14 protein-coding genes are annotated in these 13,682 nt (G+C 69.8%); 11 read left to right on the top strand and 3 right to left on the bottom strand.

Going from position 1 to position 13,682, the window contains the following annotated elements:
* The first annotated feature begins 135 nt into the window (after positions 1-135).
* Genes IQ251_RS16375 through hypB form a run of 11 tightly spaced genes read left to right on the top strand, consistent with a single transcriptional unit; the run spans position 136 to position 8,644 of the window.
* Positions 136-1,191: an NADH-quinone oxidoreductase subunit B family protein gene (locus IQ251_RS16375; protein ID WP_193929466.1), complete on the top strand. Its 1,056-nt coding sequence runs from the start codon at positions 136-138 to the stop codon at positions 1,189-1,191.
* Positions 1,192-1,231: 40 nt separating this feature from the next.
* The gene (locus tag IQ251_RS16370; RefSeq protein ID WP_193929465.1) at positions 1,232-3,025 is read left to right on the top strand and encodes a nickel-dependent hydrogenase large subunit; all 1,794 of its coding nucleotides are present in this window, start codon (positions 1,232-1,234) and stop codon (positions 3,023-3,025) included.
* Positions 3,022-3,894, top strand: a complete 873-nt coding sequence (locus IQ251_RS16365) for a NifU family protein (protein ID WP_193929464.1) — start codon at positions 3,022-3,024, stop codon at positions 3,892-3,894. Before IQ251_RS16370 ends, IQ251_RS16365 begins: the two co-directional genes overlap by 4 nt.
* On the top strand, positions 3,891-4,577 hold the full coding sequence (locus IQ251_RS16360) for a DUF5947 family protein (protein ID WP_370591450.1): 687 nt from the start codon (positions 3,891-3,893) through the stop codon (positions 4,575-4,577). The genes IQ251_RS16365 and IQ251_RS16360 overlap by 4 nt, the downstream gene beginning before the upstream one ends.
* Entirely contained in the window at positions 4,574-5,212 is a 639-nt protein-coding gene (locus tag IQ251_RS16355) for a DUF6084 family protein (RefSeq protein WP_193929463.1), read from the top strand. Before IQ251_RS16360 ends, IQ251_RS16355 begins: the two co-directional genes overlap by 4 nt.
* Positions 5,209-6,519, top strand: coding sequence for a hypothetical protein (locus IQ251_RS19835; protein WP_228047182.1), 1,311 nt, complete (start codon positions 5,209-5,211; stop codon positions 6,517-6,519). The genes IQ251_RS16355 and IQ251_RS19835 overlap by 4 nt, the downstream gene beginning before the upstream one ends.
* On the top strand, positions 6,516-7,028 hold the full coding sequence (locus tag IQ251_RS19830; RefSeq protein WP_370591449.1) for a hydrogenase maturation protease: 513 nt from the start codon (positions 6,516-6,518) through the stop codon (positions 7,026-7,028). The genes IQ251_RS19835 and IQ251_RS19830 overlap by 4 nt, the downstream gene beginning before the upstream one ends.
* 22 nt (positions 7,029-7,050) lie before the next feature.
* Positions 7,051-7,170 carry a DUF6893 family small protein gene (locus tag IQ251_RS20375; protein WP_441007488.1) on the top strand — a complete coding sequence of 40 codons (120 nt, stop codon included), beginning with the start codon at positions 7,051-7,053 and terminating at the stop codon, positions 7,168-7,170.
* A gap of 13 nt (positions 7,171-7,183) precedes the next feature.
* Entirely contained in the window at positions 7,184-7,435 is a 252-nt protein-coding gene (locus IQ251_RS16345; protein ID WP_193929462.1) for a HypC/HybG/HupF family hydrogenase formation chaperone, read from the top strand.
* A gap of 56 nt (positions 7,436-7,491) precedes the next feature.
* Positions 7,492-7,821: a hydrogenase maturation nickel metallochaperone HypA/HybF gene (locus IQ251_RS16340; RefSeq protein ID WP_193929461.1), complete on the top strand. Its 330-nt coding sequence runs from the start codon at positions 7,492-7,494 to the stop codon at positions 7,819-7,821.
* 1 nt (position 7,822) lies between these two features.
* Positions 7,823-8,644 (top strand): hydrogenase nickel incorporation protein HypB, encoded by an 822-nt coding sequence (hypB, locus tag IQ251_RS16335; RefSeq protein WP_193929460.1) that lies wholly within the window; start codon positions 7,823-7,825, stop codon positions 8,642-8,644.
* A gap of 31 nt (positions 8,645-8,675) precedes the next feature.
* Here hypB and IQ251_RS16330 read toward each other — a convergent pair whose 3' ends face one another.
* The 3 genes from IQ251_RS16330 to IQ251_RS16320 form a co-directional block, all read right to left on the bottom strand.
* The gene (locus IQ251_RS16330; protein WP_193929459.1) at positions 8,676-9,239 is read right to left on the bottom strand and encodes a DUF4334 domain-containing protein; all 564 of its coding nucleotides are present in this window, start codon (positions 9,237-9,239) and stop codon (positions 8,676-8,678) included.
* Between the two features lie 74 nt (positions 9,240-9,313).
* Positions 9,314-11,587 (bottom strand): carbamoyltransferase HypF, encoded by a 2,274-nt coding sequence (gene hypF, locus IQ251_RS16325; protein WP_193929458.1) that lies wholly within the window; start codon positions 11,585-11,587, stop codon positions 9,314-9,316.
* Positions 11,588-11,701: 114 nt separating this feature from the next.
* Positions 11,702-13,531: a BCCT family transporter gene (locus IQ251_RS16320; RefSeq protein WP_370591448.1), complete on the bottom strand. Its 1,830-nt coding sequence runs from the start codon at positions 13,529-13,531 to the stop codon at positions 11,702-11,704.
* Positions 13,532-13,682 lie beyond the last annotated feature (151 nt).

The following is a 13,682-nucleotide window of genomic DNA, read 5'->3' as shown; positions in this document are numbered from 1 at the left end:
CTCCCGCAGTTGCGGTCGGCACACCCGGAACCTAATCTCGCGGTACCCGACGCGACCGCCCAGATGCCCGGACGAACGTCCAGCGCACGGCGATCGGCGTCCACGAGGGGACATCGACGACCAGGTGGTGGGACCATGCCCGCGGACACCCAGGCGCCCGACGACGAAACGACGATCCACCTGCTGTGGATCAATGCGGGATTGAGCTGCGACGGCGATTCGGTCGCGCTCACCGCCGCGATGCAGCCCAGCATCGAGGAGATCGCCCTCGGGGCGCTGCCCGGACTGCCCAACGTCGCGGTCCACTGGCCGCTGATCGACTTCGAGTGCGGTTCCGAGGGCGGCGCGGACGACTTCCTCGAATGGTTCCGCAAAGCCGACCGAGGGGAACTGGAACCGTTCGTCCTGGTCGTCGAGGGGTCGATCCCGAACGAGAACTTCAGCGGCGACGGGTACTGGTGCGGGTTCGGCAACGACCCGCACACCGGTCAGCCGATCACGACCAACGAGTGGATCGACCGACTGGCGCCCAAGGCACTGGGCATCATCGCGGCGGGAACCTGCGCCACCTACGGCGGAATCCACGCCATGGAAGGGAATCCGACCGGAGCGATGGGCCTTCCGGACTACCTCGGGTGGGAGTGGAAGTCGAAGGCCGGTCTGCCCGTGGTGTGCGTTCCGGGCTGCCCGATCCAGCCGGACAACCTCTCCGAGACGCTGACCTACCTGCTGTACCAGGCGTCGGGCCAGGCGCCGATGATCCCGCTCGACGACAAGCTGCGGCCGACCTGGCTGTTCGGCAAAACCGTGCACGAAGGCTGCGATCGCGCCGGGTACTACGAGCAGGCCGAGTTCGCTGAGGAGTACGGCTCGGAGAAGTGCCTGGTCAAGATCGGCTGCTGGGGTCCGGTCGTGCAGTGCAACGTTCCCAAGCGCGGCTGGATGTCCGGGATCGGCGGATGCCCCAACGTGGGTGGGATCTGCATCGGTTGCACGATGCCCGGTTTCCCGGACAAGTTCATGCCCTTCATGGACGAGCCACCCGGCGGCAAGTTGTCAACCACCGCGGTGCGGCCCTACGGCGCGACGATGCGGTCGTTGCGCAGGATCACCGGCAAGACGCTGGACAAGGAGCCCAAGTGGCGGCACCGGGGAACGCGCCGCACCACCGGATACCAACCGGCCCGCTGAACGACCCGAACCGCGCCCACCACGTCGCCGAGAGGTACGGATGACCACGAAGCCGCAGAGCTCGGCGGCCAAGCCGAGCGGTAAGAGCAATCTCGTCGACATGAACTGGGATCCGATCACCCGGATCGTCGGCAGCCTCGGGATCTACACGAAGATCGATTTCGCCAACAACACGGTGGCTGAGTGCAAGAGCACCTCGTCGATCTTCCGCGGGTACAGCATCTTCATGAAGGACAAGGACCCGCGCGACGCGCACTTCATCACCAGCCGCATCTGCGGCATCTGCGGGGACAACCACGCCACGTGCTCCTGCTACGCGCAGAACATGGCCTACGGGGTCAAGCCGCCGCACATCGGCGAGTGGATCGTCAACCTCGGCGAAGCCGCCGAGTACATGTTCGACCACAACATCTTTCAGGAGAACCTGGTCGGCGTCGACTACTGCGAACGCATGGTCGCCGAGACCAATCCCGGTGTGCTGGCCAAGGCCGAGAACACCCAGGCGCCGAACTCCGCCGCGCACGGGTACCGCACGATCGCCGACATCATGCGGGCGCTCAACCCGTTCTCCGGTGAGTACTATCGGGAGGCACTGCAGGTCAGCCGGTCGACGCGCGAGATGTTCTGCCTCATGGAAGGCAGGCACGTACATCCGTCCACGCTGTACCCGGGCGGTGTCGGTACCGATGCCACCGTCCAGCTGATGACCGACTACATGTCGCGGCTGATGCGCTACGTCGAGTTCATGAAGAAGGCCGTGCCGATGCACGACGACCTGTTCGACTTCTTCTACGAGGCGCTGCCGGGCTACGAGCACGTGGGCAACCGGCGCGTCCTGCTCGGTTGCTGGGGATCGTTCCAGGACCCGGAGGCGTGCAACTTCTCCTACCAGGACATGGAGTCCTGGGGGAACCGGATGTTCGTCACCCCGGGCGTGGTGGTGGACGGCGAGCTGGTCACCACGAGCCTGGTGGACATCAACCTGGGCATCCGGATCCTGCTCGGCAGCTCCTACTACGACGACTGGACCGACCAGGGCAAGTTCGTCGAGCGGGATCCGCTGGGCAATCCCGTCGATGCGCGGCACCCGTGGAACCAGCACACCAATCCGCATCCGCAGCCGCGCGACCTGGAGGACAAGTACAGCTGGGTGATGTCGCCGCGCTGGTTCGACGGTGAGCAGCACCTGCCGCTGGACACCGGGGGAGGACCCCTCGCGAGGCTGTGGACGACCGCGCTGGCGGGCAAGGTCGAGACCGAGCACCTCAAGGCCACCGGCTCGGGCGTGCGCATCCGGCTGCCCAAGACCGGGCTCAAACCCGAGGTCGAGCTGGAGTGGAAGATCCCGCGCTGGAGCAACACGTTGGAGCGCAACCGGGCGCGCACCTACTTCCAGGCCTACGCGGCGGCCGCTGCGCTGCACTTCGCGGAGAAGGCGCTGGCCGAGATCCACGCGGGCAACACCCGCACCTGGGAGAAGTTCGAGGTCCCGGACGAAGGTGTCGGGTGCGGCTTCACCGAGGCGGTGCGCGGCGTCCTCTCGCACCACATGGTGATCCAGGACGGCAAGATCGCGAACTACCACCCGTATCCGCCCACGCCGTGGAACGCCAGCCCACGTGACCACTACGGCACGCCCGGCCCCTACGAGGACGCGGTCGAGGGGCAACCGCTGTTCGAGGAGAACTCCCGGGAGAACTTCAAGGGCATCGACATCATGCGCACCGTGCGCAGTTTCGACCCCTGCCTGCCCTGCGGGGTGCACATGTACCTCGGCGGCGGGAAGTCCCTGGACCGGCTGCACTCGCCGAGCGGAGGCGATCCGGAGCAATGAGCACCGACCCGACGTCCGAACGGATCGACCAGCTGCTGTCCGCGTTCGCCGCGGGCGGACCGGTGGCCCGCGAGCGGGCCGAGGAGCTGGTGCGCCTGGTGACCGACCTGCACGGCGACGGGCTGCGCCGCGTCCTGGAGCTCGTCGACGAGCAGCAGCTGCTCACCGACGAGCTGCTGGAGCGCTTCGCCGCTGACGAGCTCGTGTCCGGCCTGTTGCTCGTGCACGACCTGCACCCGCACGACCTGCCCACCCGGGTCGAGCGCGCGCTGCAGCAGGTCCGCCCGTACCTGGCTTCGCACGGCGGCGATGTCGAACTCGTCGAGATCGTCGGCGACGATGCGGTGCGGCTGCGGTTGCTCGGCAACTGCCAGGGCTGCGCGTCCTCGGCGGCCACACTGGAACTCGCGGTGCAGGCGGCGGTCGAGGCCGCGGCCCCGGAGATCGAGAGCATCGAATGCGATGACGGTTCGGCCGACGACGGTGCGCTGATCTCCGCCGAATCCCTGCTGCAGCGAGCCAGGTCCGGTGAGCGGGCGTCCGGGGTCGTGTGGCAGGAGCTGGACCTGGCCGGGGTGGAGCCCGGTCAGGTGCGGGCGGTGTCGGTGGCCGGTGTTCCGGTGGTGGTGTGCCGGGTGGCGGCCAACAGCTACGCCTACCGCGACGAATGCGCGCGGTGCGCCGGGGACCTGGGGGCCGGTCAGCTGCGCGCGGACGCGGGCGTGCTGGTGTGTCCGCACTGCCGCGCCGGGTACGACGTGCGGTCCGCCGGGACCGGCGTGGATCACCCGGAACGGCTGGAGCCGCTGCCGCTGCTGGAACAGGACGGCGCGATCGAGGTCGCGGTCCCGGCGGCGGTGCACGCGTGAGCCCGCCGGCGGGGCGGAGGTTCGATGCGCTGCACCGGGCGCGGCGCACCGAGCGGCAGCCGGTGTCCGGACCGCGCTGCGAGATGTGCGTCGAGGGGATCGGTGAACGGCACGCGCACGTCGTCGACCTGGAGTCGCGCCGGCTGCTGTGTACCTGCCGGCCGTGCTCCTACCTGTTCGTCACCGACGGCGCCGCGGCGGGGCGCTACCGCGCGGTTCCCGAGCGGCACCTGCGGTTCACCGGCGCGCGGCTGAGCCCGCAGCAGTGGGATGAGTTGCGGGTCCCGGTGGGACTGGCGTTCTTCTTCCACAACTCGCGCACCGGCAGCACCGCCGCGTTCTACCCCGGGCCGGCCGGGGCGACCGAGGCCGAGGTGCCGGAGCAGGCCTGGGAAGCGGTGCGCGCGGCCAATCCCGAGCTCGCCGTGGCCGAACCCGACGTGGAGGCGGTGCTCATCGCGGCGGGCACGGCGCAGCGCGCGGAGCCCGGCGAACCGGAGGACTTCGAGTGCTTCCTGGTCCCGGTGGACACCTGTTATGAGCTGGTCGGCGTGCTGCGCGCGCAGTGGCGCGGGTTCGACGGCGGTAGCGAGGTGCGCGCGGGGATCGAGCGGTTCTTCACCGGGTTGCGCGGGCGCAGCCGCGAGGTCCCGGCCGCGGGGGACGGCGGGGTGCGGGCGTGACGCAGCTGGAATTCGAGGTGCTCGGCATCGCGGCCGAGGAGTTCGCCGCGTCCCCGATCCTGCAGGCGCGGGTGCGGATCGGTGAGCGCACCGGGGAGCGGGTGCACGCGGTGGCGCTGCACGCGCAGCTGCGCATCGATGCGCAGCGCCGGGATTACCGACCGGGCGAGCAGCAGGCGCTGGTCGACATGTTCGGCGATCCGAGCAGGTGGGGCCGCACGCTGCGCCCGTTCCTGTGGACGCAGTGCTCGACGACCGTGCCCGGCTTCCGGGACAGCACCGAGGTGCAGCTGCCGATCGCGGTGACCTACGACTTCGAGGTCGCCGCCTCCCGCTACCTGCACGCCCTGCGCGAGGGCACCGTGCCGCTGTCCTTCGGGTTCGGCGGCACCGTGTTCACCCGCGGTGGCACCGGGTTCAGCGTCGAGCGGATCTCCTGGGAACACGACGTGCCGCACGACATGCCGGTGTCGGTCTGGCGGGAGCTGGTGCAGCGGCATTTCCCGGCCAGCGGGTGGCTGCGCCTGGACCACGAGACGTTGGGCGAGATGCACCGGTTCAAGAGCCGCCGCGGGCTCGGCGATTTCGACCAGGTGTGCCGGGCACTGCTGGACGCGGCGGAGGAGCGGGCATGACCGGGCTCGACCACGCGCGGGCGGTGGCCGACGCGGTGCTCTACGAGGGATACCTGCTCTACCCCTACCGGGCTTCGGCGGCGAAGAACCAGGTGCGCTGGCAGTTCGGCGTCCTCGGACCGGCGGACGGCGATGCGGAAGCGCCGACCGCCGGTACCGATTGCCTGCTCAGCGCTGACCGGGACGCGGTGCTAGGCGTGCAGGTGCGGTTCCTCCAGCTGCAGACGCGCAGCATCGAGCGCGCCGACGCGGGCGGCTACCAGCCGGTTCCCGCGTTGACCTGCGGCGACATGACCTGGTTGAGCTGGGACGAGGCCGTGGACCGGGAGATCGACGCGGGCCGGTGCCCGGTGGGGCGGTTGCTGGAGGGGCCGGTGCAGCTGCCCGTCCGGGCCGCCGGGGGCGATGAGGTGGAACCGCTGGAGCACGGCGGTGCGGTGGTCGGCCGGGCGCTCCGGCACCGCGAACCGTTGACGGCCGTGCTGCACCTGGCGTGCTCCCGCGAAGCCGGCGGGGTGCTGCGCCTGCAGGTCAGGTTGGCGAACACCACGCGGTACGGGGGCGCACCGCAGGCGGGTTCGCTGCTGAGCGCGCACCTGGTGCTCACGCTTGGAGACGGCAGCTTCGTGTCCACCGTGGATCCGCCGGAGTCGGCGCGGGAGGCTGCGGCGGCATGCCGCAGCGACCGGCTGTGGCCGGTGTTGGTGGGCGACCGCGAGCAGCCGCGGACCCTGCTGGCCGCGCCGATCATCCTCTACGACTTCCCGGAAGTGGCCGAGCAGAGCACCGGAGACCTGTTCGACGCCACCGAGATCGACGAGCTGCTGTCCCTGCGGGTGATGACGATGACCGAGGACGAGAAGCGCGAGGCGCGGGCCACCGATCCGCGCGCCGCCGAGATCGTCGACCGCTGCGACGAGCTGGTTCCCGAGCAGCTGGCGCGGATGCACGGGACCGGCGGCGAGATCGTCGACGAGGTGCCGACGTTCGCAATGCCGAAACCGTGGTGGGATCCCGGTACCGATGCCGCGGTCGATCCCGCGACCGATGCGGTGCAGGTGGACGGGGTGCGCATCGCGGCCGGTTCGTCGGTGGTGTTGCGCCCCGGACGTCGCGCCGACGCGCAGGACCTGTTCTTCGCGGAGCAGCAGGCGACCGTGACCGGGGTCTACCAGGACGTGGACGGTGCGACGCATCTGGCCGTGGTGCTCGACGCGGATCCGGCCGGCGAACTGCACCGCTGGTACGGCAGGTACCTCTACTTCGGCCCGGAGGAAGTCGTGCCCGTCCCGGACGGCCACCCGTGACCGGGCGGGTGCTCGTCGCGGGCATCGGCAACATCTTCCTCGGCGACGACGGGTTCGGCTGCGAGGTCGCCTGCAGGCTCGGCCGCGTCGATCTGCCGGCGCACGTGGTGGTGTCCGACTACGGGATCCGCGGGTTGCACCTGGCCTACGACCTGCTCGACGGGTGCGCGGGGCTCGTGCTGGCCGATGCGCTGCCCGGCGACCGCGGTCCCGGGGCGCTGCACGTGCTGCAGATCGGCGAGCACGACCTGCCGGACGGCGCGGGCATCGATGCGCACGGGATGCATCCGGCGGCGGTGCTGGCCAACGTCCCGAAGCTTGGCGGGACCCTGCCGCGCACGGTCGTCGTGGGCTGCGAACCGCAGGACACCGGCGAGGGGATCGGTCTGTCCGATGTGGTCCGGAAATCCGCCGGCGAGGCCGTCGACGTGATCCGGGACCTGGTCGGGACGTGGGACGTGGTTCCCGTGCCGGGCACGGAACAGGACACGCCCGGAACGCCCGGGTGATTTCAAGGGAGGAGCAAGTCGCATGCGCAAGGTCGGCATCATCACGACATTGCTGGCGGTGGCGGGGCTGTGCACCGCGGTGCTGGTCGCATTCAACTCGACCCCGGACATCAAGCGGTACCTGCGCATTCGCCGCATGTGAGCGGGGAATCGTTATGTGTTTGGGAATTCCCGGACAGGTGGTGGAGCTGGTCGCGGACAACGACCAGCTCGCCATCGCCGACGTCTCGGGGGCGAACCGGACAGTGAACATCGGACTGCTCGATCCCGGGGTGCTCGAACCCGGTGACTGGGTGCTCATCCACATGGGATTCGCGCTGGAGAAGGTGGATGCGCACCGCGCGGGCGAGGCGCTGTCCGGCCTGGAGATGCTGGGCCGCGGTTCCACGGACCCGCAGACCGAATAGGGCTTGCTCGGGGAGCGGCGCCGCAGCCCCGCACGACAGGCGCAGGAGGAACGGACGTGCACGAGCTCGCCATCACCCGCAACATCGTGGACGGGGTGTGCGAACGCATGGGCGAGACCCGGATCGCCAGCCTCCAATTGGAGATCGGCAGGCTCTCCGGGGTGCTGCCGGACGCGGTGCGGTTCTGCTTCGACCTGGTCGCCGAGGACACGACCATGCACGGAGCCAGGTTGGACATCGAGGAACCGGAGGGCGTCGCCCGCTGCAGCAGCTGCGCTTCCCGGTTCGAAACCGCCGGTCCGGTGGTGCTGTGCTCCTGCGGGAGCGCGGATGTGGAGTTGCTCGGCGGAACCCAGCTGCGGATCAAATCGGTCGAGGTGATCTGAGATGTGCGCGACGTGCGGATGCGGTGGCACCGGACCCCGGGTCGACGGGGTGGACCTGGAGCTCGACCACGAGCACGAGCAGGACCACGGCCACGGTCATGGCCACGGCCACGGCCCGGGCCACGGGCACGGTAGCGACGGGTCGGCCGGGCAGACCTGGTGGGTGGAACCGCGCACCGTGCTGCTGGAACAGGACGTGCTCGCCAAGAACGACGAACTGGCCCGGTACAACCGGGATTGGTTGGCGGACAACGGGATCACCGCCATCAACCTGATGAGCTCGCCGGGCTCGGGAAAGACCACGCTGCTCGAACGCACCATCGCGGCCGCGGGCGAGATCCCGATCTCGGTCGTGGAGGGGGATCAGGAGACGCCGTTCGACGCCGACCGGATCCGGGCAACCGGGTGCCGCGCGGTGCAGGTCAACACCGGAGCCGGGTGCCACCTGGACGCGGCGATGCTGGCCGGGGCGCTGCGCGAGCTGGCACCGCCGCGCGATTCGGTGGTCCTGGTGGAGAACGTCGGAAACCTGGTGTGCCCCGCGCTGTTCGACCTGGGGGAACTCGCCAAGGTGGTCATCATGTCGGTCACCGAGGGCGCCGACAAACCGCTCAAGTACCCGCACATGTTCCGTTGCGCGGACATGGTGCTGCTCAACAAGATCGACCTGCTGCCGCACGTGGACTTCGACGTCGCCCGGTTCACCGCCGACGCGCGTGAGGTCAACCCCAACCTGGAGATCCGGCAGATCTCGGCCACTCGCGGCGACGGTGTGGCCGACTGGGCCGGCTGGCTGCTGTCCCGGTCGCGCACCCGGAGCTAGGCGCGCGACCGTGACGCCGGGGCAGCTGCGGTCAGTCGGTTGCGCTCTCGCGGCGGAGTACGAACAGGAACGGCGCCGGCAGGCCGCGCAAGTCCATCGCACCGAGCAGGGTGTCCGCCGACACCTGGCGGAAGGCGTCGTGGATGGGCAGCGCGTCGTAGCACATGGTCGCCGTGGCCACCCCGCGGTGGACGGTGCTGCGCAGCCGCGCTCGCGGTGACCGCGTGCGCAGCGCGGGGGCGATCCGGCGCAGCGCCCCGGCGATCCGCGGATCGCGCAGCAACTCGACCCGGCGCACCAGCAGCGGAGCCGGGACGAACGCGGGGTTGAGGCTGAACAGCCGACCGGACGGATGCCGCATCACCAGGGGATGCGCCTCGTCGACACCGTCGAACCGCTTGCCGTGCCAGCCGAACGCCCCCAGCAGTCCGTCCAGCGGGTTCCCGGTGGGTACCTCCGACCCGTGCCACGACCCCAGCACGTCCTCGACCTGCACCGGAGGCAGCGAATCGAAGAAGTCCAACGCGGCCGCCGCGGTCGATCCCGCCTCCAGGTCACGCACGTGCTCCAGCGCTGATTCCTCCGCCTCCGTCATCCTGCCTCCTCCGCCGAGTGGGTTCCGGCGCGATGCTACCTCGGCGCCGCCGCAGGTCCGGCGCCTCGCCGGGGTCACCCGCGTGCGCCCGCCACCACGGCCTGGCCCAAGCTCAGCCCGCCGTCGTTGCAGGGCACCCGGCTGTGTGTGAGCACCTGCAGGCCGGATTCCGCCAGGCGCTGCACGGTGCGGTGCAGCAACACCTGGTTGGCGAAAACCCCACCGGACAGCGCGATCTCGCCGATCCCGGTGCGCTCGCTCAGCTGCAGGCAGGTGTCGGTGATGGCGTCCGCGATGCCGTTGTGGAACCGCGCCGAGATCACCGGGAGCGCGACGCCGGATCGCACGTCGGCGACCACCCCGCGCACGAGGTCCGCGGTCGCCGGTCGCAGGACGTCGCTGCCGTTGATCGGGACGCGGTAGGTCCCGCGGTGCGCCGGGTCGGCGGCCTGCTCCAGTTCCACGGCGGCCTGGCCTTCGCAGCTGACCGCATCGCGCACCCCGGTGATCGCCGCGACCGCGTCGAACAACCGCCCCGCGCTGGAGGTGACCGGGGAATTGAGCCCGCTGCGCAGCAGGGTCTGCACGGTCGGCCAGGTATCGGCGTTGCGCCGCAGCACCGCCAGGTCCTGCGGCGGATCGCCGTCGAAGGCCACGTGTAGCACGGCGGCCGCGGTCCGCCAGGGGTGCCGGATCGCCGCCGCACCGCCGGGCAGCCGGAACTGCTCCAGGTGCCCGACCCGGTCGAACCCGGCCAGGTCGGCGATGAGGAACTCGCCTCCCCACATGCTGCCGTCCGTGCCATATCCCGTGCCGTCGAAGGCCACGCCGATCACCGGCCCGCGGGACCCGTTGTCGGCCAGGCAGGACGCGATGTGCGCGTGGTGGTGCTGCACGCCGACGAGCTGCGCACCGGGCAGACCGCGGGCGTGCTTGGTGGACAGGTACTCCGGGTGCAGATCGTGCGCGACCAGCTGCGGCTCGATCTCGAAGAGCCGCTGGAAATGCTCGATGCCGTCGGTGAACGAGCGCAGCGTCTCCAGGTTCTCCAGGTCGCCGATGTGGTGCGACAGGAACGCGCGGTTCCCCTCGGCCAGGCAGAAGGTGTTCTTGAGCTCGCCGCCGCAGGCCAGCACCGGCTCCGGGAACTCCCACGGCACCCGGAGCGGTTCCGGGACGTACCCGCGCGAGCGGCGCAGCAGGATCGCGCCACGGCGCCCGGGCGGCTGCGGGCGCACGACGGAATCGTCGGTGCGGGTGCGGATGTCGCGGTCGTGGGTCAGGAACGCGTCCGCGATCGGTGCGAGGCGGTCGAACGCGTCGGCATCCCGGTAGGCGATCGGCTCGTCGGAGAGGTTGCCGCTGGTGAGCACGATCGGTGCGCCGGTGGCGTCGAGCAGCAGCCGGTGCAGCGGGGTGTAGGGCAGCATCAGGCCGAGCTCGCGGTTGCCCGGCGCGACCGAGGCGGCCACGGGCGAATCCGCGCGGTGCGGCAGCAGCACGATCGGCCGCCTGCGCGAGATGAGCAGCTCCGCGCCGGCCGCATCGATCTCGCACAGCGCGTGCGCGGCGGTCAGATCACCCGCCATCACCGCGAATGCCTTGTCCTCCCGGTGCTTTCGCGCGCGCAGCAGGGCGCACGCGGACTCGCGGGTGGCGTCGACGGCGAGGTGATAGCCGCCGAGTCCCTTGACGGCCAGCACGGATCCCGCGCGCAGCAGCTCGGCGGCACCGGCGATCGGCTCGGGGCCGAGCCCGGCCCCGGACGCGTCGGTGAGCCGCAGCCGCGGTCCGCAGTCCGGGCAGCAGACCGGCTGGGCGTGGAACCGGCGGTCGGCGGGATCGTGGTACTCGGCAGCGCACGCCGGGCACATCGGGAACGGCGCCATGGTGGTCGACGGCCGGTCGTAGGGGATCCCGGTGACGATGGTGAACCGCGGGCCGCAGTTGGTGCAGTTGGTGAACGCGTACCCGGATCTGCGCGCGTCGGCGTCAGCGACCTCGGCGAGGCAGTCCGCGCAGGTGGCGCTGTCCGCGGCGACGAGCGCACCGGCCCGGCCGGTGGCGTCGCTGCCGGCGATGGTGAACCCGGTTGCGCCGGTGGCGGGCAGTTCGCTGGAGGTGAGCTCGTCGATCTCCGCCAGCGGAGGGGCCTGCTCGCGCAGCGCGGCGTGGAAGCGGTCCAGGACGTCGCGGTGCGCCTCGGCTTCGACGAACACGCCGTGTACGTCGTTGCCCACGAACCCGGAGACGCCGAGCCGGGCGGCCAGCGCGTGCACGAAGGGGCGGAATCCCACGCCCTGCACGACCCCGGTGATCCGGGTGCGGGTGCGGATCGGCTGCAGCATGCGCCGATTCTGCACCGCTGCCGGTGTTCCGGCAGCGCAACCGATCTCGGTGCGAAGAAGGAGGGCGGTGGAACGGAAGCATCCGCTCCACCGCCCTCGCTGAGGCGCCTGGGTTCAGCGCGCCGACGGCGACTGCTCGTCGCTCGAACCGGATTCGTCGTCCGCCGAGGCGTTCTCGCTCTCGGAGTCGGGCGTGTCCTCGGTGGGGGAGACGTCGAGCTGGAAGGCGCCGTCGTGCTCCTCCGTGCCGTAGATGACCGCCTGCTCCAGGACCTCGGCGCTCTTGCGCTCCACCTGCATGATCGGGTCGCTGTGCAGGTCCTTCACCAGCGACATGCACAACATGATGACGACGATGACGAACGGCGAAGCCGCGATGATCGTCGTGTTGTTCAGCCCCTGGAGTGCTTCGTCGCCACCCGCGAGCAGCATCGAGATGGCCACACCACCGATCACGACACCCCAGAAGATCACGATCCACTTGGCCGGGCGCGCGCTGCCCTGCTGGGACAGCGACCCGACGACCACGGAGGCCGAATCCGCGCTGGTGACGAAGAAGTTGATGATCAGCAGCATCGCCAGGACGCTGGCGATACCGGCCAGCGGTAGCTGGTCGAACATGCCGAACAGCTGTTCCTCCTCACCGGCCGCCCCGGCGAGGTCGGCTCCGCTCCGCTGCTCGTAGAGCGCGGTCCCGCCGAGGATCGAGAACCAGATGAGGCTGATCACGCTCGGCACCAGCAGCACGCCGCCGATGAACTGGCGGACGGTGCGGCCCCGGCTGATCCGGGCGATGAACATGCCCACGAAGGGCGCCCAGGAGATCCACCACGCCCAGTAGAAGATCGTCCAGGTGCTCAGCCACTCTTCGGCCCCGTCGCCGCCGGTGGAACCGGTCCGCGAGATCATGCTGCCGAAATCGCTGAGGTAGGAGCCGACGGAGTTGGGGATGATGTCCAGGATGAACACCGTTGGGCCCGCCACGAAGACGAACACGGCGAGCAGTAGCGCGAGCACCATGTTGCTGTTGGACAGCCATTGGATGCCCTTGGACACACCGGACACGGCCGAGAGGATGAACGCGCAGATCAGCACCGTGATGATCAGCACCAGCGTGGTGTTGCTGATGGCCTCGACCCAGCCGACCTGGGTCAGTCCCGCGGCGATCTGCGTGGCACCGATTCCCAGCGAGGCAGCGGTGCCGAACACGGTCGCGAAGACAGCCAGGATGTCGATGACCTTGCCCGCGGCGCCTTCCGCGGCGCGCTTGCCGAAGAGCGGGATGAAGGCCGAGCTCAGCAGCTGTCGCCTACCGCGTCGGTAGCTGCTGTAAGCGAGGGCGAGCCCGACGACGGCGTAGATGGCCCACGGATGCAGGGTCCAGTGGAAGAGCGATGTCGCCATCGCCGTACCGAGCGCTTCCTCGCTTCCTGGAACGGAGGCGCTGCCGGGGGGTGCCTCGGTGAAGTGCTGGAGCGGTTCGGCGACGCCGTAGAACATGAGGCCGATGCCCATGCCGGCGGCGAACATCATCGCGATCCACGACGTGGTCCGGAATTCCGGGCGCTCGCCGTCGTTGCCCAGTGGGATTCGGCCGAAACGGCTGAAGGCCAGCCAGACGCCGAAAAGCACGAAACCGGTCGAAGCGATGATGAATACCCATCCGCCATCGCGGACGAGGTGTTCGAGCGCGGTTTCCGCGAAAGATTGCAGTGATTCGGTGCCGATCAATCCCCAGAGGATGAATGCCGTGGCCAGGACGGCAGCGACACCGAAGACGGTCCAATCGGTGCGGCCGGGCTTGTCGACCAGCTTCTCGGGTTTTTCGGGATCTAACGCGCTGTTTGATCCGGCTGTCTCGTCGTCTTTCGATGTATCGGTGAGCACAACATCCGGGCGCCGACGTTCGGCGATGGCGCCCGTCTCCTTCCTGCTCGATAGCAACGTTGCCGCGGTATTATACCGTCTGCAACGATTTGTACGTTTGTGGATGGTGCCCCGGAGCGCCACCGCCGCTCGACCGTTTTCTCGATGCGTTATTGATCCGTTGCGTGCTGTGGCCTCCGGTGGGGTGCGGATCCACTGAGGTCGCGCG

This window comes from Saccharopolyspora montiporae (assembly GCF_015209505.1).
GTDB lineage: Bacteria > Actinomycetota > Actinomycetes > Mycobacteriales > Pseudonocardiaceae > Saccharopolyspora > Saccharopolyspora montiporae.
This window is presented reverse-complemented; position numbering and strand designations above follow the sequence as displayed.

Bases quoted from the DNA above. Each gene is read 5' to 3' on its own strand.
- IQ251_RS16375 (WP_193929466.1), top strand. From the start codon at position 136: ATGCCCGCGGACACCCAGGCGCCCGACGACGAAACGACGATCCACCTG.
- IQ251_RS16370 (WP_193929465.1), top strand. From the start codon at position 1,232: ATGACCACGAAGCCGCAGAGCTCGGCGGCCAAGCCGAGCGGTAAGAGC.
- IQ251_RS16365 (WP_193929464.1), top strand. From the start codon at position 3,022: ATGAGCACCGACCCGACGTCCGAACGGATCGACCAGCTGCTGTCCGCG.
- IQ251_RS19835 (WP_228047182.1), top strand. From the start codon at position 5,209: ATGACCGGGCTCGACCACGCGCGGGCGGTGGCCGACGCGGTGCTCTAC.
- IQ251_RS20375 (WP_441007488.1), top strand. From the start codon at position 7,051: ATGCGCAAGGTCGGCATCATCACGACATTGCTGGCGGTGGCGGGGCTG.
- IQ251_RS16345 (WP_193929462.1), top strand. From the start codon at position 7,184: ATGTGTTTGGGAATTCCCGGACAGGTGGTGGAGCTGGTCGCGGACAAC.
- hypB (WP_193929460.1), top strand. From the start codon at position 7,823: ATGTGCGCGACGTGCGGATGCGGTGGCACCGGACCCCGGGTCGACGGG.
- IQ251_RS16330 (WP_193929459.1), bottom strand. From the start codon at position 9,239: ATGACGGAGGCGGAGGAATCAGCGCTGGAGCACGTGCGTGACCTGGAG.
- hypF (WP_193929458.1), bottom strand. From the start codon at position 11,587: ATGCTGCAGCCGATCCGCACCCGCACCCGGATCACCGGGGTCGTGCAG.